This is a genomic window from Pseudomonas sp. B21-032, from assembly GCF_024748965.1.
Taxonomy (GTDB): Bacteria; Pseudomonadota; Gammaproteobacteria; order Pseudomonadales; family Pseudomonadaceae; genus Aquipseudomonas.
The window spans coordinates 4,907,900-4,927,525 of the sequence record NZ_CP087180.1 but is presented as its reverse complement, the minus strand read 5'-3'; the positions used below and the strand labels follow the sequence as shown (position 1 = coordinate 4,927,525).

Below are 19,626 nucleotides of genomic sequence, written 5' to 3'. Positions count from 1 at the left end.
GCAGGCATTTCACATGACTGGATTTATGACTGTAGCGGTGCTTTGCCCCTGCGCCAAGGGCTAATTGGTCGATCGAAAAATAAACTTCAAAAAAACGTAAAAACGCTTTTTCCGGTCATGGGTTTTGCGGTATTACGAAGACAGACCGCCGAACCCTGCAGCACAGGTGGCGTCCTACGGCCCATTCTTTGTTCGCAGCTCCCTACCCGTAACGACGCGGACCAGGGGAGAACCGGCGGCCACTTCGCGGCGCAGCACCGCTCAGGTATTGCGTCGTCTGGCTCCCACAAAGGTGACCGAGTATGGATGATCAAGGACGCAGCACTTCCTCCAACCAGCCAATCCTTTATGTGCTCGATACCAATGTACTGATTCACGATCCCAACGCTTTGCTCAACTTCGAGGAGCACCACGTCGCCATCCCGATGACGGTGCTGGAGGAGCTCGACAAACTCAAGACGGGCAAACATACGATTGCCGCCGAATGTCGCCAGGCCATCCGCCTGATCGACCAGACCCTGGGCGATGCCTCGCCGGCCGATGTCGAGCAGGGCGTGCCGATCCAGCGCGGCAAGAGCGGCCCCAAGGGCTTCCTGTCGATTCTCATGAGCCCGCGCAACGAGCCCAACCGCCTGCTGCCGGAGAACCTCAACGACAACATCATCATCAACCAGTTGCTCGAGCTGCGTAGCCGGCGCAAGGAACTGGACGTGGTGCTGGTGACCAAAGACATCAACATGCGCCTCAAGGCCCGCGCCTGCGGGATCGCGGCCGAGGACTACAGCACCGACCAGCTGGTGGACGACGTCTCCCTGCTGTCCAAGGGTTACCACAGCGTCACCGGCTCGTTCTGGGACCGCGTCAGCAAGGTCGAGACCCGCCAGGACCATGGCCGCACCTGGCACCGGGTGCAGATGATCGACAACCTGCCGGCCGTGCACATCAACGAGTTCATCATTGACGAGCAGGGCTTCGTCGGCTGGATCAAGGGCATCAAGGATGGCGAGCTGGTGCTGCTCGACCTGCACCAGGAGCCGCTGCTGCACCAGGAAGCCTGGGGCCTCAAGCCGCGTGACATCCACCAGAGCCTGGCGCTGTTCGCCTTGCTCGACCCGGACATTCACCTGGTCAACCTGACCGGCGCGGCCGGTTCCGGCAAGACCATCCTGGCCCTGGCCGCCGCCATCGAGCAGACCATGGTCAGCAAGCGCTACCGGCGCATCATCGCCACCCGCAGCGTGCAGGGGCTGGACCAGGAGATCGGCTTCCTGCCGGGCACTGAAGCAGAAAAAATGGAGCCCTGGCTCGGGGCAATCACCGACAACCTCGAAGCCCTGCACATGGATGACGAAAACACCCATGGCAGCGTCGAGTACATCCTTGAGCGGGTGCCGCTGCAGTTCAAATCGCTGAACTACATTCGCGGTCGCAGCTTCCAGCAGAGCCTGATCCTGATCGATGAATGCCAGAACCTCACCCCGCACCAGATGAAAACCATCATCACCCGTGCCGGCGCCGGTTCCAAAGTGATCTGCCTGGGCAACCTGGCGCAGATCGACACCCCTTACCTGTCCGCCACCAGCTCCGGCCTGACCTACCTGACCGAGCGCTTCAAGGACTTCCCCAACGGCGTGCACATCACCCTGCAGGGCGTACCGCGCTCGATTCTGGCCGAATACGCCGAATCGCACCTGTAACCCGGTACGGAGGTTGCAAAAAGCCCGCATCAGCCGATGCGGGCTTTTTCATTGCTGGTAATTTCATTTCCAACCGCGGCCAAAAGCACCCCAACCGGTGAAAATTACGCTCACTATGCTGTCGTCGTTGTCGAGAATCAGCAGGTAAGGGCTCTGCCCGGTATAACCAATGACTCCCGGCCGAATCTCGCTAACTTCACCTCCACCCGCATTTTTGCAGATCTCGTCGGCTAACTCCTTGCTGAATGTCTTGCCAATGTAGGGAGCAAAGACGGGTTGCATTTTTTCGTAGTCTTTCGCGTTCATGACCATATCGGTGCCTCCTGGCATCAGGTTAGGGTGCGTGCAAGGTTGTTGCATTGGCAGCTTCTACCTGCAGACGCATCAGTGTGTAGTAGATGGATATCGCATGTTTAAAGCCCCAGGCAGTGTCCGCGCTTGTCGCTAAGGTCTGACTCAAGGGTTTACAATCGACTGTCCTGAAACAGGAGTAACGCTGTGCTGACCCATCTCGATTCCCAAGGTCGCGCCAACATGGTCGACGTCACCGATAAAGCCGTGACGTCGCGTGAGGCGGTGGCCGAAGCGCGGGTGCGCATGCTCCCGCAAACCTTTAACTGCAAGCCTGCGCTTTCGCAGGCTTGCAGTGTTTCAGTCTATGGTTGCCCTATCTCGTATGCTGGTACTTTCTGAATGATTCGTCCGATGGGTAACATGTAGCGTACAAGCGATCAAGGTGGTGGAGATACCTGCTGCTAAGAGAACGCTGGCGATGTTGGCCAATTCCGCTAGCCAACCACCCAGTATGGGGAAACTGATGAACAGAGCGATGGATAGAGTGCGCACAGTCGCAAATGTCGTACCCAATTTGTTAGGGGGACAAGTGAGTTGCAAAGTGGTTGTGAGGCCCTGAGTTGTCAGACCATAGGCGAATCCGGCGAGAAGAAACAGTAGCGACAAGAGATTAAGCTCGAAATACGCAGGAAAAAAGCTGAGAGATCCGACTGCGAGTACTGCGAGACCAAAACACATCGACGCTATTGTGGAGCAGATACGCGAACCACTACGATAAAGGCGTGGAAACAATAAGCCTGAAAAAATGCCGCCCAGTGCAGTTGCACTGACGATAACGCCGAAAGACGTTGCACTTTGTCCGTTCCCCTTCAACAGCAAGCTCAATAGGGAGTCGTATAGACCCAAGGCGGCTGACTGGGAAAGTATGCACATTAAAAAAATACGTGCGGTTAATTGTTTTTTGAAAAAACTATAGATTTGTCGGTTGCTGGTTTTTGGAATTAAAGGACATGTGGCTTCGCTTCTCATGATCCTTACAGATAATAAAGTTATGAATAGTAAACCGCACAAACACACAAAAGCGGAAAGTAAAAAACCGGCTGATTTAAAACTCAGTCCTGTGAGAATCCCAGCTGCAAGGGGGGATACGATTTTTACGGTTTGATCTATTATCATAATTAATGAAGTGTTACGGATAATCTGCGGTGCGGTCAGCAAGTTTCTTGTGAGAACGACTTCGGCCGCTATTGAGCCAAGGTTAGATAAGCCCTTTAGCATTGTAAATGCCAAAAACAACTCAACGGAAGGAGCTGCAAACAGAGCGCAAGATGCAATGAAACGAATACAGAAACTGACCGAGATTATTATGCAGGGGTTGAATCGGTCTGCCAATGATCCTAGATAAGGGCCAAAGAGAAGCGCCGGAATCCCATACAAGGAAGCTGCTAATGCTAGCGTTTGTGCCGAGGCATCGAAAATGAAAGTTAGCGTCGAAAAAATGAGTATGAAGTCGAGCCATAGTACAACAGAGCTGCAGAACCGGATTCCACACAGAGAGAAGTAGTTCTTGGTGCTGATCTGTTGCACTTCAACGGTCTCCTGGCTTGATATGCATTGTGTCATTTATCACAAATGTCATTGTTTTGTGTTTGGTGCAAAAATGTCTATTTGTCACTTGCTCGGTCGATGGGCGTTATTGGGTAGTTTACTAATTTGGCGTTGCATGAGTATTTCCAACAAGGTTTTTTTGTTGTGTCTGGTGAGGTTCTTATGCTTGATGTGTGAGGATAATTTTACTCTGGGCAATGTCAAGGTTAAGGCGGGTAAGGGGGTTCTTATAGTGCTGTAGGGATATTCGTGGGGTTTGTGTTTATTGATTTAATAAATTTTGCTGTATTGCTTTGTCTTCAGGCTGGATTTTTTCAAATGATCATGAATATGAAACTTTCTAGTTTTTACACTGCAAAGCCTATATTTAGCCATACACCCCAATAAAGCGCCTTGACGCCGGCCCAGGCTATTTTTCGCTTCGAAGACCTGACCCCAGGGTTTACACTCTTTGCTCCTGAATAGGAGGAAAGCTGTGCTCACTCATCTCGATTCCCAAGGTCGCGCCAACATGGTCGACGTCACCGATAAAGCCGTGACGTCGCGTGAGGCGGTGGCCGAAGCGCGGGTGCGCATGCTCCCGCAAACCCTGCAGATGATCGTCGAAGGCGAACACCCCAAGGGTGACGTGTTTGCCGTGGCGCGCATTGCCGGTATCCAGGCGGCGAAGAAGACCAGTGACCTGATTCCGTTGTGCCACCCGTTGCTGCTGACCAGCGTCAAGGTCGAGCTCAGCGCCGAAGGCAACGACACTGTCTATATCGTCGCCCGTTGCAAGCTGGCCGGGCAGACCGGGGTAGAAATGGAAGCGCTGACCGCTGCCAGCGTCGCGGCCCTGACCATCTATGACATGTGCAAGGCGGTCGACCGCGGCATGATCATCGACGGCGTGCGCGTGCTGGAAAAGCTCGGCGGCAAGAGCGGCCATTACCAGGCGGATGAAGTGAAATGAAAATCAAGGTGATGTATTTCGCCCGTTACCGGGAATTTCTGGGGGTTGATGCCGAAAAGCTCGAGGGTTCGTTCGCTACCCTGGATGACGTACGCAAGGCGCTGGTTGCAAAAGGTGACAAGCATGATGTGCTGCGCGAACAGAACCTGATGTGCGCGCGCAATGAAGAGCTGTGCAAGCTGGACGAGCCGCTTGAAGACGGTGACGAAGTGGCGTTCTTTCCGCCCGTGACTGGAGGCTGAGCATGAGCGTTCGAGTCCAGAGCGAGCCCTTTGACCCGGGGGCTGAAGTCAATGCGATGCACGCGGCTAACGTCGGTGTCGGCGCGGTGGTCGGTTTTGTCGGCTACGTGCGCGACTTCAATGATGGCCAGGACGTGGCGGGGATGTTCCTCGAGCATTATCCGGGCATGACCGAAAAGGCCCTGGCCAAGATCGTGGTTGAAGCCCAGCAGCGCTGGCCGCTGCTCAAGGTCGAGGTGCTGCACCGCATTGGCGGCCTGGAACCCGGTGAACCGATCGTTTTTGTCGGTGTTGCCAGTGCCCATCGTCAGGCCGCATTCGATGCCTGCAATTTCATCATGGACTACCTGAAAACCCGCGCGCCGTTCTGGAAGAAGGAACAGACCGGCGACGGCCCGCGCTGGGTCGAGGGCAAGCAGAGTGATGAAGAGGCTGCCGGGCGCTGGTAAATCTGATCGCGGGGCAAGCCCGCTCCTACAGGGATCAAGGTGGGAGCGGGCTTGCCCCGCGATGCTTTTGCTTGTTGAATTTTAATACCAAAAAGTCCAGTATGGAATTATAAGTACAAAATAATTCCAGGCCGACCCGCGCCTGCCCCTTTCCCTCTGTCTGGCACCACACCTCCAACAACGAGCGAGAGAGCCCCGTCATGAACAAGTTCACCCTGATCAGCGGCCTGGCCCTGAGCCTGATGGCCAGCAGCAGTCTGTTTGCCGCCGAGAAGACATTGCGCATTGGCATCGAAGCCGCGTACCCGCCGTTCGCATTCAAGACCCCTGACGGCAATATCAGCGGCTTCGACTACGACATCGGCAATGCCCTGTGCGCGCAGATGCAGGTCAAATGCCAGTGGACCGAGCAGGAGTATGACGGCTTGATCCCGTCGCTGAAGGTCAAGAAGATCGATGCGGCGCTGTCGTCGATCACCATCACCGAAGAGCGCAAGCGCTCGGTGGACTTCACCCACAAGTACTACTTCACCTCCGCGCGCCTGGCGATGAAGGAAGGCAGCCAGGTCGACGAGCAGTTCGTCAGCCTCAAGGGCAAGCGCATCGGTGTACAGCGGGCAACCACCACCGACCGTTACGTCACCGAAGTGCTGGCCCCCAAGGGTATCGAGGTGGTGCGCTACACCAGTAACGAAGAGATCTTCATGGACCTGGTTTCCGGGCGTCTGGACGGCGTTTTCGCCGACACCATTCCGTTGGAGCAGGGTTTTCTGAATACCGAGAAGGGCAAAGGCTACGCTTTCGTCGGCCCAGAGCTGAAAGACCCGAGCTATGTGGGTGAAGGCGCGGGTATCGCGGTGCGCAAGGGCAACACGCAACTGGTGACCGAGCTGAACCAGGCCATCGACGCCATTCGCGCCAACGGCGAATACCAGAAGATCCAGGCCAAGTACTTCAAGTCTGATATCTACGGCGACTGATCGCCGCTTTACTCAAGGCCTGAGCGTGATCAGGCCTTGAGTTCCTTCAGGTGCTTGTACACCGTCGCCCGTCCCATCCCCAGCACATTGGCCACATAGTTGGCGGCACTCTTGCCCTTGAACGCGCCCTCGGCGTGCAGGGCCAGTACCAGTTCGCGCTTATGGTCGCGGCTGAGCAGGTTGAGGCTCAGTTGACGTTGGCGCAGCCAGCTGTTGAGGAAGGTGTTGATGCGCTCCTGCCAGTCATCGCGAAACAGCGCATCGGGCTGCGGGATCAGCTTGCTCGGCGACAAGAACAGGTCGAGCGCCGCCTTGGCGTTTTCGAACAGGGAAATATTCAGGTTGATGCACAGCACCGCCAGCGGCTTGCCGGCCGGGTCGCGCAGTACGGTGCTCAGCGAGCGGATCTTCTGACCGTCCCAGTTGAGCTTTTCGTACGGTCCGATGTTGGTCTCGTCAGTACCTTCCTCGAACATGTCCTCCAGCGCCGCATCATCGCCAATCTCGCGCTTGGACAGGTTGTTGGCAATGTAGTCGATCTTCTGGCTGCGCAAATCGTGCAGCACCACTTCGGCGTGGGGGAAGAACAGGGTGGCGATGGCGTCGGCGATGGCCCGGTAGTTGTGCAGGACGGGATCGGCTTGGGGTGTGGGCATTCGGACGGGCTCCAGGCGGTGTCAGCGCCCTTGCGACAGGGCGCTGGGAGTGTGCCGCAATCGCGGCCGGGCGTCACCCTTGCAGGCGGCGCGGCGACAGCATCGCAGCGTTGAGGCCAAAGCCCTTGAGGGTGTCAGGCAAGTCTTCACCGCGCACCAGGGCGGCGCTGGCCTGGCCCATGGCCGGCGAGGTCTGGATACCATAGCCGCCTTGCGCGGCCACCCAGAACAGCCCGGGCACCTGCGGATCGAAGCCGGCCACCAGGTCGCCGTCAGCGACGAAGCTGCGCAAGCCGGCCCAGGTACGGGTCGGGCGACGAATGCTCAGGGTGGTGGCTTCTTCGATCTGGTAGATGCCCATGGCGATGTCCAGCTCTTCGGCCTGCACGTCGTGGGGCTCGACCGGGTCGGCATTGGCCGGTGAGCCGAGCAGCATGCCGGCGTCAGGCTTCATGTAGAACGACTCATCGAGGCTGACCAGCATCGGCCAGGCATGGCTGTCGATGCCTTCGGGGCCGGCGAAGATGAACGCGGCGCGGCGCTTTGGCTGAAGGCCCAGGGGTTGGGCGCCGGCCAGTTCGCCGACTTTGTCGGCCCAGGCACCGGCAGCGTTGATCAGCACCGGGGCGGTGAAGGTGCCGCGGCTGGTCTGCACGTGCCAGAGGCCGTCGGCGTCGCGGCTCAGGTGTTGTACTTCGCAGTCGCTGTGCACTTCACCCTGCTGGCGACGAATGCCGCGCAGGTAACCCTGGTGCAGGGCGTCGGTGTCGATGTCGCTGGCACTCGGGTCGTACAGGGCGCCATGCACCTTGTCGCGGCGCAGCACCGGCAGGCGCGTGCAGGCTTGCTCGGCGCTGAGCAGCTCGACCTCTGGCACGCAGGCCTTGGCGCTCTGGTACTGACGCTGCAGCTCTTCAGGGTCACCATTGAGATCGACGGTCATTTCCCCGCGCGGGCTGAGCAGCGGGTGCTCGGTAAAACCCGCTGGCGGCTGGTCGAAAAACGCCCGGCTGGCCAGGGTCAGTGCGCGCACTTGCGGGGTGCCATAGGCGGCGGTGTACAGCGCTGCCGAGCGGCCGGTGGAGTGGTAGCCCGGCTGCGACTCGCGCTCAAGCAGCAGTACCCGGCCGTGGCCGGCCAGCCAGTAGCCGGTGGAGGCTCCGGCAATACCGGCGCCGATAATGATGAAATCAGCCTGTTGCATGAAGGTTTCCTCAGTCGGCGCGTTGCAGGCGGTACAGGGCGTTGGCCAGGGCGATGTCTTCCAGGCCCAGGCCGATGGAGCGGAAAAAAGCGTGGCGCTGGTAGCCCGGCTTGTGCGCCGCACCACTGATCAATTGCGCCAGATCGCCGACGATCGCATCGGCTTGCCAGCCATGTTGTTCGGCGGCGATGCGCATCTCGCCGGCGCTGCCCGGGGTGGTTACGCGGTAGTCGCAGTAAACGTCCATCTCGCTTAAGGTCGCTGGCGGCACTTCGTGGGCACGCACCGCATTGGTGCTGATGGAGGTGATCAGCGCGGGCTTGCTCAATTGGCGCGGGTCGAGCACCGGCGTGGCGCAGGAGGTGCAGAGCATGATCACGTCGGCATCCAGCACCGCCTGCTCCAGGCTTTCGCTGAGCACCAGGCGCGGGTCGAGATTACTCAGGGCCTGACGCTGTTCGGTCGATTGCCGGCCCAGGCTTGGCGAGTACAGGCGGATGTCCTGCCATGGACGCAGGCTGCGGGCGTAATGCAGGTGGGCGCGGGCAAGCGGGCCGCTGCCGATGATGGTCAGGCGCCGGGCCTCGCTGGCTGCCAGGGCATCGACGGCAACGGCGGTAGTGGCGGCGGTGCGCGCGGTGGTCAGTTCACCGGCATCGCACAGCAGCAGCGGCTGGCCGCTGTCCATGGACATCAGCAGGGTCCAGGCGGTGACCAGCGGTCCCTGCTCGCGGACGATATAGGGCGAGGTCTTGACCCCGTATACGCGCTGTTCGGCCAGCACGCCACCGTAGTTGATGAAGTCGCCTTTGCCGGCCGGGAATTCCACCAGTTGCTGGGGCGGTTGTACCGCTTGCCCGGCCGCCAGGTCACGGAACAGGTTGCGCAGGATCTGCGGGACATCCACCTGGGCGAGCAGTTGGCGAGCGTGCTGTTGATCGATGACGAGAGGCGCAGACATGCGAAGCTCCAAATGAACTATTTTGTCTATTATGGACTTTTAGTTTATTTGGGCAATATGCCGAGGTGTAAAAAGCATCGCGGGGCAAGCCCGCTCCTACAGGGTGGTGTAGGAGCGGGCTTGCCCCGCGATTGGTGTTACTGCACTCAGTGATGCTTGCGCGGTACCGGCTTGAGCAACTCGGTCGGCGGCATCTCGCAGCTGATCTTGCGCCCCAGCAGTTCTTCGATGGCTGGCAGCTGGTAGGAGTCATCCTCACCGGCGAAGCTGATCGACACGCCGCTGGTGCCGGCACGACCGGTACGACCAATGCGGTGCACGTAGTCGTCCGGGTCTTCCGGCAGGGTGAAGTTGATCACGTGGCTGATGCCGTCGATGTGGATACCGCGGCCAGCCACGTCAGTGGCCACCAGCACGGTGATGCGCCCTTCGCGAAAGCTCTCGAGGGTCTTGATCCGCTTGTGCTGCGGCACGTCGCCCGACAGCTGGGCGGCGTTGACGCCATCGCGCACCAGGCGCTCTTCGATGCGTCGTACTTCGTCCTTGCGGTTGGCAAAGACCATCACCCGTTCCCACTTGTTCTCGGTCACCAGGTTGTACAGCAGCTTGTACTTGTCGCTGCCGGCCACGGCATAGACGTGCTGCTCGACGGTCTCGCTGGCGACGTTCTCCGGCTCGATCTCGACGATGGCAGGGTCGGTGGTCCACTGCTTGGCCAGGTTCATCACGTCTTCGGTGAAGGTTGCCGAGAACAGCAGGGTCTGGCGCTCGCTCTTGGGCGGGGTCTGGCGGATGATCTGCCGCACCTGGGGGATGAAGCCCATGTCGAGCATGCGGTCGGCTTCGTCCAGCACCAGCACCTCGACCATGTCCAGGTGTGCTTCACCGCGCTGGTTGAAGTCCAGCAGGCGGCCCGGGGTAGCGACCAGGATGTCGCAGTGGCGGGCTTCGAGGGCCTTGAGCTGCTTGTCGAAGTCCATGCCGCCGACGAAGGTCATGACGTTGAGGCCGGTGTATTTGGTCAGCGCCGCGGCGTCCTTGGCGATCTGCACCACCAGCTCGCGGGTCGGGGCGATGATCAGCGCCCGTGGCTCGCCCATGTAGCGCTCTTTCGGCGGCGGGGTCTGCTGCAGCTGGGTGATGATCGAAATCAGGAAGGCTGCGGTCTTGCCGGTACCGGTCTGGGCCCGGCCAATGGCGTCTTTGCCACGCAGGGTGTAGCCCAGCACCTGGGCCTGGATTGGCGTGCAGTACGGGAACCCTAGGTCGTGGATCGCATGCATCAGCTCGGGCGAGAGCTTGAAGTCATGAAAGCGGGTCTTGCCTTCCTGCGGCTCGACGGCGAAGTCTTCGAGCTTCCAGGTGGAGGCGGCGGGCTTTGGCTTGCGCTCACGGCGCGGCTTGGCCTCGGCCGGTTTTTCGGCGCGTGCCGGGGCAGGGTCCACGGCTTCGGTCTTGAGCGGTGCCGACGGGGCAGGGGCCTGGGGTGCTGCGGGCGGCTGCTTCACGGGGGCAGCGGTTTCGGTGGCGAGTTGCTCAACCTCGCTCTTGCCGAACATCTTCTTGAGTGCTTTGAGCACGGTCATCTCATCAATTGGTTAAGGAATGTACGCCGGGCAGTGTAATGCAAGAATCGGGCGCGGCGTAGTGGATTGCACTGACAACTACAGGGAACGCTTCTTTTAGCGCAGGCGCTCGGCCAGCCAGTCGGCGATATCGCGAATTTCTTCCTGCAGCACTTCGTGCTCCATCGGGTACTCGGCCCACTTGGCGCTGACGCCCCAGTTCTTCAGGTGCTCGTAGGCGCTGCGCCCCATGGCCGGTAGCACAACGGGGTCGTACACACCGTGCAGGCACAGGGCCGGGGTGCGTTGCTGGCAGGCGCTCAGTTCGCGTGCCTCGGTGAAAGTCGGGGCATAGGTCGAAAGCGCCAGTACGCCGCCCAGGGCTTCTTGCCACTTTATATAGGCAGTGTGCAGCACCACGGCGCCGCCCTGGGAAAAGCCGGCGAGGATGATCCGCGACAGGGCCACACCCTTGGCCTGCTCGGCCTTGATCAGTTCGATCACCTGTTCCGCCGATTCGTGCAACTGGTCTTCATCGATGGCCCGCGCCGGGCTCATGGCCTTGATGTCGTACCAGCTGGGCATTGCATAGCCGCCGTTGATGGTCACCGGACGGGTGGGTGCCTGGGGCATGACGAAGCGGGTGGTCAGCAGAACTTCCTGCAGGGCCTCAGCCACCGGCATGAAGTCGTAACGATCGGCCCCCAGGCCGTGCAACCAGATCACACAGGCGTCTGCGGTTTTTTGTGGTTCGAGAATCAGCGGGTGGGTCATGACTGCTCCGAAAGTGTGCGCGCGCTCTTGTTTGCGTGCATGAAATGAAGGCGCGTCGGGTAAATCCGGGAAAAACCTGTCGCAAGGTTGCAAGTTTTCCTATTGACGTTAACTGAAACGCTTTAGCCCTTCAGTGTGGTACGCGCTTTGCTATGAAACTCCAGATGCGAGGTTACACGTTTTGGACGGTAACACCCGTTAGCGGTCCCCAAGGCTGTCACAGAACAGCGCATTGCGCCAATTGACCCAAAAACAAGCCAACACGGGTCGGATGCGCCTCATAAGGGTGCGGTGCAATCCCGGCTCACACAACAAGAGCAAAACTGGAGGTTTGAATGAAGATGTTGAAATCCACACTGGCAGTGGTTACCGCTGCTACCGCGTTGGGTATCAGCGGTTTCGCACAGGCAGGTGCGACCCTGGACGCAGTACAGAAGAAGGGATTCGTTCAATGTGGCGTCAGTGACGGCTTGCCGGGCTTCTCGGTACCGGATGCCAAGGGCAACATCGTCGGTATCGACGCCGACGTCTGCCGCGCGGTTGCCGCTGCGGTGTTTGGCGACGCCAAGAAGGTCAAGTTCAGCCAGCTCAACGCCAAGGAGCGCTTCACCGCGCTGCAATCGGGCGAAGTCGACGTGCTGTCGCGCAACACCACCTGGACCAGCTCGCGCGACGCCGGCATGGGCCTGGTGTTCGCCGGTGTTACCTACTACGACGGCATCGGTTTTCTGGTCAACAAGAAGCTCGGGGTTTCCAGCGCCAAGGAGCTGGACGGTGCAACCATCTGCATCCAGGCCGGTACCACCACCGAACTCAACGTTTCCGACTACTTTCGCGCCAACGGCCTGAAATACACCCCGATCACCTTCGACACCTCCGATGAGAGCGCCAAGTCGCTGGAATCCGGCCGTTGCGACGTACTCACCTCGGACAAGTCGCAGCTCTACGCACAACGCTCCAAGCTGGCCGCCCCGGCCGATTACGTGGTGCTGCCAGAGACCATCTCCAAGGAGCCGCTGGGCCCGGTGGTGCGCAAAGGCGATGAAGAGTGGTTCAGCATCGTCAAGTGGACCCTGTTCGCCATGCTCAACGCCGAAGAGATGGGCATCAGCTCGAAAAACGTCGAAGCCGAAGCCAAGGCCACCAAGAACCCTGACGTGGCCCGCATGCTCGGCGCCGACGGCGAGTACGGCAAAGACCTGAAGCTGCCGAAGGACTGGGTAGTGCAGATCGTCAAGCAGGTCGGCAACTACGGCGAAGTCTTCGAGAAAAACCTGGGCAAGGAAACCCCACTGCAAATCGACCGCGGTCTGAACGCCCTGTGGAACAACGGCGGCATCCAGTACGCGCCACCGGTGCGCTGACGGTTGCGGCCTGCGGCGGCATCCGGCCGCCGCAGGCTGTTCGGTTCCCTTCCTTGCGGGGCATTACATGCAAAATAATATCGGCGCACCCAAGGGACTATCCCTGAGCGATCCACGTGTGCGTGCGTGGCTGTTCCAGATTATCACCGTGGTCGCGGTGGTCGGTCTGGGCTGGTACCTGTTTCACAATACCCAGACCAACCTGCAACACCGCGGGATCACTTCGGGCTTCGACTTTCTCGAACGCAGTGCCGGTTTCGGCATCGCCCAGCACCTGATCCCCTATACCGAACAGGACAGTTATGCGCGGGTCTTCGTCATCGGCCTGCTCAACACCCTGCTGGTAACCTTCATCGGCATCATCCTCGCGACCCTGCTGGGCTTCATCATCGGTGTGGCACGACTGTCACCGAACTGGATGATCAGCAAGCTGGCCACTGTGTATGTCGAGACTTTCCGTAACATCCCACCGCTGCTGCAGATCCTGTTCTGGTACTTCGCGGTGTTCCTGACCCTGCCGGGACCGCGGGGTAGCATCAATCTCAACGACACCTTCTTCATCAGCAACCGGGGCCTGAACATGCCCGGTGCTGCCATGGCCGATGGATTCTGGCCATTCGTCGTCGCCGTCGCACTGGCAATCCTTGCCATTGTGGTAATGGTGCGCCTGGCCAACCGGCGCTTTGAGGCCACCGGCGAGCCGTTCCACAAATTCTGGGTCGGCCTGTTCCTGTTCTTCGGCATTCCGGCGTTGTGCGTGCTGCTGTTCGGCGCGCCGGTGCACTGGGAGATGCCGCAGCTCAAGGGCTTCAACTTCGTCGGCGGCTGGGTATTGATCCCGGAACTGCTGGCGCTGACCCTGGCACTGACGATCTATACCGCAGCGTTCATCGCCGAAATCGTGCGTTCCGGCATCCGTTCGGTGAGCTACGGCCAGACCGAGGCGGCTCGCTCCCTGGGCCTGCGCGAAGGGCCGACGCTGCGCAAGGTGATCATTCCCCAGGCGCTGCGGGTGATCATCCCGCCGCTGACCAGCCAGTACCTGAACCTGGCGAAGAACTCTTCGCTGGCGGCCGGTATCGGCTACCCGGAAATGGTCTCGCTGTTCGCCGGTACCGTGCTTAACCAGACCGGCCAGGCCATCGAGGTGATTGCCATCACCATGAGCGTCTATCTGGCCATCAGCATCAGCATTTCCCTGCTGATGAACTGGTACAACAAGCGCATTGCGCTGATCGAGCGGTGAGGACAAGCGCATGAGTACCCATGTTTTCAAACCTGATATGCCTCCACCGGTCAAAGCCGTCGGCGTAATGGCCTGGATGCGCGCCAACCTGTTCTCAAGCTGGCTCAACACCCTGCTGACGCTGTTTGCCGTGTACCTGGTGTGGCTGATCGTGCCGCCGCTGCTGCAGTGGTCGATCTTCGACGCCAACTGGGTGGGCACCACCCGCGCCGACTGCACCAAGGAGGGCGCCTGCTGGGTGTTCATCCAGCAGCGCTTCGGCCAGTTCATGTACGGTTACTACCCGAGCGAGCTGCGCTGGCGTGTCGATTTGACCGTCTGGTTGGCGGTCATCGGCGCCGCGCCGTTGTTCATCTCGCGCTTCCCGCGCAAGGCGGTTTACGGCCTGGGCTTTCTGGTGCTGTACCCGATCATCGCCTACACCCTGCTGCACGGCGGCTACCTGGGCCTGGCCACGGTACCGACCAACCAGTGGGGCGGGCTGATGCTGACCCTGGTGATCGCCACCGTGGGCATCGTCGGGGCCTTGCCGCTGGGCATCTTGCTGGCGCTGGGGCGGCGTTCGAACATGCCGGCGGTGAAGGTGGTCTGCGTGACCTTCATCGAGTTCTGGCGCGGCGTGCCGCTGATTACCGTGCTGTTCATGTCCTCGGTGATGCTGCCGTTGTTCCTGCCTGAGGGCATGAGCTTCGACAAGCTGCTGCGGGCCATGATCGGGGTGATCCTGTTCCAGTCGGCGTACATCGCCGAAGTGGTACGTGGCGGCCTGCAGGCTATTCCCAAGGGCCAGTACGAAGCCGCTGCGGCGATGGGCCTGGGCTACTGGCGCTCGATGGGCCTGGTGATTCTGCCGCAAGCCCTGAAGCTGGTAATCCCCGGCATCGTCAACACCTTCATTGCCCTGTTCAAGGACACCAGCCTTGTGATCATCATAGGCCTCTTCGACTTGCTCAACAGCGTCAAGCAGGCCGCTGCCGACCCGACCTGGCTGGGCATGGCGACCGAGGGCTATGTATTTGCCGCCCTGGTTTTCTGGATTTTCTGTTTCGGTATGTCCCGCTACTCCATGCATCTGGAGCGCAAGCTGGACACAGGCCACAAGCGTTAGGAGTGTTCCCATGAGTGAAGCGATCAAACAGCCTGTGAGCCCTGAAGGCATTATTCAGATGCAGGGCGTGAACAAGTGGTACGGCCAGTTCCACGTGCTCAAGGACATCAACCTGAACGTGCGCCAGGGCGAGCGTATCGTGCTGTGCGGGCCGTCGGGCTCGGGCAAGTCGACCACCATCCGCTGCCTCAACCGTCTTGAGGAGCACCAGCAAGGGCGCATCGTCGTCGATGGCGTGGAGCTGACCAACGATCTCAAGCAGATCGAAGCGATCCGCCGCGAAGTCGGCATGGTGTTCCAGCACTTCAACCTGTTCCCGCACCTGACCATCCTGCAGAACTGCACCCTGGCGCCGATGTGGGTGCGCAAGATGCCCAAGCGCAAGGCCGAGGAAATTGCCATGCACTATCTGGAGCGGGTGCGAATTCCGGAGCAGGCCAACAAGTTTCCCGGGCAGCTATCGGGTGGCCAGCAACAACGGGTAGCGATTGCCCGGGCGCTGTGCATGAAGCCGAAGATCATGCTGTTCGACGAACCGACCTCGGCGCTCGACCCTGAGATGGTCAAGGAAGTGCTCGATACCATGGTTGGCCTTGCCGAAGACGGCATGACCATGCTCTGCGTGACCCACGAAATGGGCTTTGCCCGCACCGTGGCGAACCGGGTGATCTTCATGGATAAAGGCGAGATTGTAGAGCAGGCGGCGCCGGACGACTTCTTCGACCGGCCGCAGAATGAGCGGACCAAGCTGTTCTTGAGCCAGATTCTGCACTGACCCCATCGCGGGGCAAGCCCGCTCCCACAGGTAAACCACAAAACCTGTGGGAGCGGGCTTGCCCCGCGATGCTGTTAACCCATCAGTTTTCTTCTTTGGTTGCCGGTGCCGGCGGTGGACGCAAGCCGATTTCAGCAGTCAGCTTCAATTCCTTGCCGTTACGCATCACCTGGATCGCCACCTTGTCATTGGGCTTGATCCGCGCCACCTGGTTCATCGAGCGGCGGCCATCGCCGGCCGGTTCGCCGTTGATGCTGAGGATCACGTCACCCAGCTCCAGGCCGGCCTTCTGTGCCGGGCCATCACGGAAAATCCCCGCCACGACAATGCCCGGGCGCCCCTGCATGCCGAACGACTCGGCCAGTTCCTGGCTCAGCGGCTGCACCTCGATCCCCAGCCAGCCCCGAATCACCTGGCCGTGCTCGATGATCGACTTCATCACCTCCAGAGCCAGCTTGGTCGGGATGGCAAAGCCGATGCCTTGCGAGCCGCCGGATTTGGAGAAGATCGCCGTGTTGATGCCGGTGAGGTTGCCGTTGGCGTCGACCAGCGCGCCACCGGAGTTGCCCGGGTTGATTGCGGCGTCGGTCTGGATGAAGTCTTCGTAGTTGTTCAGGCCCAGCTGGTTGCGGCCGGTGGCGCTGATGATGCCCATGGTCACGGTCTGGCCGACACCGAAGGGGTTGCCGATGGCCAGGGCGACGTCGCCGATATGGATGTTGTCGGAGCGGCCGATGGTGATCGACGGCAGGTTCTTCAGGTCGATCTTCAGCACCGCGAGGTCGGTTTCCGGGTCGCTGCCGATCACCCGTGCCAGGGTTTCGCGGCCGTCCTTGAGCGCCACCACGATCTGGTCGGCACCGGAGGTCACGTGGTTGTTGGTCAGCAGGTAGCCTTCCGGGCTCATGATCACTGCCGACCCCAGGCTCGACTCCCAGCGGCGCTGCTTGGGCAGGTTGTCGCCAAAGAAGCGGCGGAACTGCGGGTCTTCGAACAGCGGGTGGGCGGTCTTGTTGACCACCTTGGTGGTGTACAGGTTGGCCACCGCGGGGGCGGCGATGCTCACGGCGTCGGCGTAGGACACCGGCCCCTGCATGATCCGCGTGGTTTGCGGGGCTTGCTGCAGGTTGACGTCCTGGCTGGGCAGGCCGACCCACTGCGGAAAGCGCTGGATGACCAACAGGGCGATCAGCACGCCGACCAGCAGCGGCCAGCCAAAGTAACGCAAAGCCTTGAACATTGAACGAATCCTGGGAGTTGGCAGAGGGCCGATGACAGCTGGGAGCGTAAACGCGCGCGATCATACTGCGCTGCGGCTTGTGCAGGAACTGTTAAATCGTCACGAAAACCAACAATGCCAGCCCCCAGGTAACTGCCGTCGGTTTCCCCAAACCCGGCGACGGCCCATAATGCCGCTCATTATACGGGGCCTTGGGCCGCGCTGAACTGCGAAATTGAGGAGTCTTTCCATGGCTGTTGCCTTGAGTACCCTGGTCGAGGAAGCCGAACGCTACCTCGGCAGCGCCAAAATCCAGGACTACTGCCCCAACGGCCTGCAGGTCGAGGGCCGCCCGCAAGTGACCCGCATCGTCAGTGGCGTGACCGCAAGCCAGGCGTTGCTCGACGCCGCAGTCGAGGCCGACGCCGACCTGGTGCTGGTGCACCACGGCTATTTCTGGAAGGGCGAGAACCCGTGCATCACCGGCATGAAGCAGCGCCGGCTGAAAACCCTGCTGAAAAACGACCTGAGCCTGTTGTCCTACCACCTGCCGCTGGACCTGCACGCGGAAGTGGGCAACAACGTGCAGCTGGCGCGCCAGCTCGACATCACTGTCGAAGGCCCGCTGGACCCGCAGAACCCGCGCATTGTCGGATTGGTCGGCTCGCTCGCCGAACCCATGTCGGCGCGCGATTTTGCCCGCAAGGTGCAGGAGGTGATGGGCCGTGAGCCGCTGTTGATCGAAGGCGAGCAGATCATCCGCCGGGTCGGCTGGTGTACCGGCGGCGGCCAGGGCTATATCGACCAGGCGATTGCTGCCGGTGTCGACCTGTACCTGAGCGGCGAAGCCTCCGAGCAGACCTTCCACAGCGCCCGCGAGAACGGCATCAGCTTCATCGCCGCCGGCCACCACGCCACCGAGCGTTACGGCGTGCAGGCGCTGGGCGATTACCTGGCCCGACGGTTTGCCCTGGAACACCTGTTCATCGACTGCCCGAACCCTATATAAAGCTAAAACGGCAGGGCATATTCTTATACTGTTTCGTTCTAGTTGGCTGCCTAAATAGAATCGGGCGCTGTGATAAAGTGGCCCGCTCGAACACGGCCCGCTGGCCGTCCATAAGATCGTATTTCCGTGAGTAGCCATGGTCGACAAACTGACGCATTTGAAACAGTTGGAGGCGGAAAGCATCCACATCATTCGTGAGGTGGCCGCCGAGTTCGATAACCCGGTGATGCTGTACTCGATTGGCAAGGACTCGGCCGTGATGCTGCACCTGGCGCGCAAGGCCTTCTTCCCGGGCAAGCTGCCGTTTCCGGTGATGCACGTCGACACCCAGTGGAAATTCCAGGAGATGTACAGCTTCCGCGACAAGATGGTCGAGGAAATGGGCCTGGAGCTGATCACCCACGTCAACCCGGACGGCGTCGCCCAGGGCATCAACCCGTTCACCCACGGCAGTGCCAAGCATACCGACATCATGAAGACCGAGGGCCTCAAGCAGGCGCTCGACAAGTACGGCTTCGATGCCGCCTTCGGTGGCGCACGCCGCGACGAAGAGAAGTCGCGGGCCAAGGAGCGGGTCTACTCGTTCCGTGACAGCAAGCACCGCTGGGACCCGAAGAACCAGCGTCCGGAGCTGTGGAACGTCTACAACGGCAAGGTCAACAAAGGCGAATCGATTCGCGTGTTCCCGCTGTCGAACTGGACCGAGCTGGACATCTGGCAGTACATCTACCTCGAAGGCATCCCGATCGTGCCGCTGTACTTCGCCGCCGAGCGTGAAGTGATCGAGAAGAACGGCACCCTGATCATGATCGACGACGCGCGCATCCTCGAGCACCTCTCGGAGGAAGAAAAGGCCCGTATCGTCAAGAAGAAGGTGCGTTTCCGTACCCTTGGCTGCTACCCGTTGACGGGCGCGGTGGAGTCGGAGGCCGAAAGCCTCACCGACATCATTCAGGAAATGCTCCTGACGCGCACTTCCGAGCGCCAGGGCCGGGTCATCGACCACGATGGCGCCGGCTCCATGGAAGACAAAAAACGTCAAGGGTACTTCTAAGCTTCAAGTTACAAGCGGCAAGCTGCAAGTTAGAAGCAAGGTGCGTAGCTTCTGGGTTTTGTCGGCTGCCGCCCCATTGTGGGTGCGTGAGAGTGCTTAACAATGGACTTTGAGAAGCTTGCTGTTTGGCAGAGAAGCGAAGATTTGGCGGTAGCGATTTACACGCAGCAGAGGGTGTGCCGGGCTCTTGGATTCAAGGATCAGATCACCCGGGCGGCACTTTCCGTTCCGTCGAATATCGCCGAAGGCATGGAGCGCAGAACGGCAAAAGAAAAGGTTCGCTATCTGTGTATTGCCAAGGCGTCCTGCGGTGAGTTGCGTACGCAGATCATCATCGGGGGAGAGGTAGGCTATCTGCCAAAGCCTTTGTCGAATGAGTGGATTACAGAGACTCGTGAGCTTTCAAGAATGCTGAGCGGGTTGATCAACAAAATTTCTGACTAGTTGTATGCCGACAAGCTTGCCGCTT

At 60.0% G+C, this 19,626-nt stretch carries 20 protein-coding genes and 1 pseudogene; 13 read left to right on the top strand and 8 right to left on the bottom strand.

The window, feature by feature from the left end:
- Positions 1 to 302: 302 nt before the first annotated feature.
- The gene (locus tag LOY54_RS22695; protein WP_045197246.1) at positions 303 to 1,697 is read left to right on the top strand and encodes a PhoH family protein; all 1,395 of its coding nucleotides are present in this window, start codon (positions 303 to 305) and stop codon (positions 1,695 to 1,697) included.
- Positions 1,698 to 1,760: 63 nt separating this feature from the next.
- Here LOY54_RS22695 and LOY54_RS22690 read toward each other — a convergent pair whose 3' ends face one another.
- A complete protein-coding gene (locus LOY54_RS22690; RefSeq protein WP_258607984.1) occupies positions 1,761 to 2,009 on the bottom strand; it encodes a hypothetical protein in 249 nt (82 codons plus the stop codon).
- Between the two features lie 186 nt (positions 2,010 to 2,195).
- Here LOY54_RS22690 and moaC (LOY54_RS22685) point away from each other — a divergent pair.
- Positions 2,196 to 2,309: pseudogene (moaC, locus tag LOY54_RS22685) on the top strand (cyclic pyranopterin monophosphate synthase MoaC); the annotation flags it as partial.
- 39 nt (positions 2,310 to 2,348) lie between these two features.
- On the opposite strand, the gene LOY54_RS22680 reads toward moaC (LOY54_RS22685), so the two are convergent.
- Positions 2,349 to 3,578: an MFS transporter gene (locus tag LOY54_RS22680; RefSeq protein WP_258607983.1), complete on the bottom strand. Its 1,230-nt coding sequence runs from the start codon at positions 3,576 to 3,578 to the stop codon at positions 2,349 to 2,351.
- Between the two features lie 496 nt (positions 3,579 to 4,074).
- Between LOY54_RS22680 and moaC (LOY54_RS22675) the strand changes: the two genes are divergently transcribed.
- The 4 genes from moaC (LOY54_RS22675) (at position 4,075) to LOY54_RS22660 (ending at position 6,222) form a co-directional block, all read left to right on the top strand.
- Positions 4,075 to 4,551: a cyclic pyranopterin monophosphate synthase MoaC gene (gene moaC / locus LOY54_RS22675; protein WP_010220726.1), complete on the top strand. Its 477-nt coding sequence runs from the start codon at positions 4,075 to 4,077 to the stop codon at positions 4,549 to 4,551.
- Positions 4,548 to 4,793, top strand: a complete 246-nt coding sequence (gene moaD, locus LOY54_RS22670) for a molybdopterin converting factor subunit 1 (protein WP_045197253.1) — start codon at positions 4,548 to 4,550, stop codon at positions 4,791 to 4,793. The genes moaC (LOY54_RS22675) and moaD overlap by 4 nt, the downstream gene beginning before the upstream one ends.
- 2 nt (positions 4,794 to 4,795) lie before the next feature.
- Complete coding sequence (gene moaE / locus LOY54_RS22665; RefSeq protein ID WP_195884975.1) at positions 4,796 to 5,242, top strand: molybdopterin synthase catalytic subunit MoaE; 447 nt, start codon at positions 4,796 to 4,798, stop codon at positions 5,240 to 5,242.
- A gap of 200 nt (positions 5,243 to 5,442) precedes the next feature.
- Positions 5,443 to 6,222, top strand: coding sequence for an ABC transporter substrate-binding protein (locus tag LOY54_RS22660; protein WP_258607980.1), 780 nt, complete (start codon positions 5,443 to 5,445; stop codon positions 6,220 to 6,222).
- A gap of 29 nt (positions 6,223 to 6,251) precedes the next feature.
- Here LOY54_RS22660 and LOY54_RS22655 read toward each other — a convergent pair whose 3' ends face one another.
- The 5 genes from LOY54_RS22655 to LOY54_RS22635 form a co-directional block, all read right to left on the bottom strand.
- Complete coding sequence (locus LOY54_RS22655; RefSeq protein ID WP_045197259.1) at positions 6,252 to 6,878, bottom strand: transcriptional regulator; 627 nt, start codon at positions 6,876 to 6,878, stop codon at positions 6,252 to 6,254.
- 73 nt (positions 6,879 to 6,951) lie between these two features.
- Positions 6,952 to 8,082 (bottom strand): FAD-binding oxidoreductase, encoded by a 1,131-nt coding sequence (locus tag LOY54_RS22650; protein ID WP_258607978.1) that lies wholly within the window; start codon positions 8,080 to 8,082, stop codon positions 6,952 to 6,954.
- Between the two features lie 10 nt (positions 8,083 to 8,092).
- Positions 8,093 to 9,043 (bottom strand): ornithine cyclodeaminase family protein, encoded by a 951-nt coding sequence (locus tag LOY54_RS22645; RefSeq protein WP_258607976.1) that lies wholly within the window; start codon positions 9,041 to 9,043, stop codon positions 8,093 to 8,095.
- Between the two features lie 146 nt (positions 9,044 to 9,189).
- The gene (gene rhlB, locus LOY54_RS22640) at positions 9,190 to 10,623 is read right to left on the bottom strand and encodes an ATP-dependent RNA helicase RhlB (protein ID WP_045197884.1); all 1,434 of its coding nucleotides are present in this window, start codon (positions 10,621 to 10,623) and stop codon (positions 9,190 to 9,192) included.
- Between the two features lie 102 nt (positions 10,624 to 10,725).
- Positions 10,726 to 11,382 (bottom strand): alpha/beta hydrolase, encoded by a 657-nt coding sequence (locus LOY54_RS22635; protein WP_045197265.1) that lies wholly within the window; start codon positions 11,380 to 11,382, stop codon positions 10,726 to 10,728.
- A 335-nt stretch (positions 11,383 to 11,717) separates the two neighbouring features.
- Between LOY54_RS22635 and LOY54_RS22630 the strand changes: the two genes are divergently transcribed.
- From LOY54_RS22630 to LOY54_RS22615, 4 genes are all read left to right on the top strand, one after another.
- A complete protein-coding gene (locus LOY54_RS22630; RefSeq protein ID WP_038998832.1) occupies positions 11,718 to 12,746 on the top strand; it encodes an amino acid ABC transporter substrate-binding protein in 1,029 nt (342 codons plus the stop codon).
- Positions 12,747 to 12,813: 67 nt separating this feature from the next.
- Complete coding sequence (locus LOY54_RS22625) at positions 12,814 to 13,992, top strand: amino acid ABC transporter permease (protein ID WP_045197267.1); 1,179 nt, start codon at positions 12,814 to 12,816, stop codon at positions 13,990 to 13,992.
- 10 nt (positions 13,993 to 14,002) lie between these two features.
- Positions 14,003 to 15,100: an amino acid ABC transporter permease gene (locus LOY54_RS22620; RefSeq protein WP_045197269.1), complete on the top strand. Its 1,098-nt coding sequence runs from the start codon at positions 14,003 to 14,005 to the stop codon at positions 15,098 to 15,100.
- A 10-nt stretch (positions 15,101 to 15,110) separates the two neighbouring features.
- Complete coding sequence (locus LOY54_RS22615) at positions 15,111 to 15,875, top strand: amino acid ABC transporter ATP-binding protein (RefSeq protein WP_010220739.1); 765 nt, start codon at positions 15,111 to 15,113, stop codon at positions 15,873 to 15,875.
- Between the two features lie 82 nt (positions 15,876 to 15,957).
- On the opposite strand, the gene algW is transcribed toward LOY54_RS22615, so the two are convergent.
- Complete coding sequence (gene algW, locus LOY54_RS22610) at positions 15,958 to 17,115, bottom strand: Do family serine endopeptidase AlgW (protein ID WP_213603325.1); 1,158 nt, start codon at positions 17,113 to 17,115, stop codon at positions 15,958 to 15,960.
- Between the two features lie 229 nt (positions 17,116 to 17,344).
- Here algW and LOY54_RS22605 point away from each other — a divergent pair, with 229 nt between their 5' ends.
- From LOY54_RS22605 to LOY54_RS22595, 3 genes are all read left to right on the top strand, one after another.
- Entirely contained in the window at positions 17,345 to 18,103 is a 759-nt protein-coding gene (locus LOY54_RS22605; RefSeq protein ID WP_093379772.1) for a Nif3-like dinuclear metal center hexameric protein, read from the top strand.
- Positions 18,104 to 18,239: 136 nt separating this feature from the next.
- Positions 18,240 to 19,157: a sulfate adenylyltransferase subunit CysD gene (cysD, locus tag LOY54_RS22600; protein ID WP_038998836.1), complete on the top strand. Its 918-nt coding sequence runs from the start codon at positions 18,240 to 18,242 to the stop codon at positions 19,155 to 19,157.
- Positions 19,158 to 19,259: 102 nt separating this feature from the next.
- The gene (locus LOY54_RS22595; RefSeq protein ID WP_258607974.1) at positions 19,260 to 19,601 is read left to right on the top strand and encodes a four helix bundle protein; all 342 of its coding nucleotides are present in this window, start codon (positions 19,260 to 19,262) and stop codon (positions 19,599 to 19,601) included.
- The last annotated feature ends 25 nt before the right edge of the window (positions 19,602 to 19,626 follow it).

Bases quoted from the DNA above. Each gene is read 5' to 3' on its own strand.
- LOY54_RS22635 (WP_045197265.1), bottom strand. From the start codon at position 11,382: ATGACCCACCCGCTGATTCTCGAACCACAAAAAACCGCAGACGCCTGT.
- LOY54_RS22630 (WP_038998832.1), top strand. From the start codon at position 11,718: ATGAAGATGTTGAAATCCACACTGGCAGTGGTTACCGCTGCTACCGCG.
- moaD (WP_045197253.1), top strand. From the start codon at position 4,548: ATGAAAATCAAGGTGATGTATTTCGCCCGTTACCGGGAATTTCTGGGG.
- LOY54_RS22625 (WP_045197267.1), top strand. From the start codon at position 12,814: ATGCAAAATAATATCGGCGCACCCAAGGGACTATCCCTGAGCGATCCA.
- LOY54_RS22645 (WP_258607976.1), bottom strand. From the start codon at position 9,043: ATGTCTGCGCCTCTCGTCATCGATCAACAGCACGCTCGCCAACTGCTC.
- LOY54_RS22650 (WP_258607978.1), bottom strand. From the start codon at position 8,082: ATGCAACAGGCTGATTTCATCATTATCGGCGCCGGTATTGCCGGAGCC.
- LOY54_RS22660 (WP_258607980.1), top strand. From the start codon at position 5,443: ATGAACAAGTTCACCCTGATCAGCGGCCTGGCCCTGAGCCTGATGGCC.
- LOY54_RS22595 (WP_258607974.1), top strand. From the start codon at position 19,260: ATGGACTTTGAGAAGCTTGCTGTTTGGCAGAGAAGCGAAGATTTGGCG.
- cysD (WP_038998836.1), top strand. From the start codon at position 18,240: ATGGTCGACAAACTGACGCATTTGAAACAGTTGGAGGCGGAAAGCATC.
- algW (WP_213603325.1), bottom strand. From the start codon at position 17,115: ATGTTCAAGGCTTTGCGTTACTTTGGCTGGCCGCTGCTGGTCGGCGTG.
- LOY54_RS22615 (WP_010220739.1), top strand. From the start codon at position 15,111: ATGAGTGAAGCGATCAAACAGCCTGTGAGCCCTGAAGGCATTATTCAG.
- LOY54_RS22690 (WP_258607984.1), bottom strand. From the start codon at position 2,009: ATGGTCATGAACGCGAAAGACTACGAAAAAATGCAACCCGTCTTTGCT.
- moaE (WP_195884975.1), top strand. From the start codon at position 4,796: ATGAGCGTTCGAGTCCAGAGCGAGCCCTTTGACCCGGGGGCTGAAGTC.
- LOY54_RS22605 (WP_093379772.1), top strand. From the start codon at position 17,345: ATGGCTGTTGCCTTGAGTACCCTGGTCGAGGAAGCCGAACGCTACCTC.
- LOY54_RS22695 (WP_045197246.1), top strand. From the start codon at position 303: ATGGATGATCAAGGACGCAGCACTTCCTCCAACCAGCCAATCCTTTAT.
- LOY54_RS22620 (WP_045197269.1), top strand. From the start codon at position 14,003: ATGAGTACCCATGTTTTCAAACCTGATATGCCTCCACCGGTCAAAGCC.
- LOY54_RS22655 (WP_045197259.1), bottom strand. From the start codon at position 6,878: ATGCCCACACCCCAAGCCGATCCCGTCCTGCACAACTACCGGGCCATC.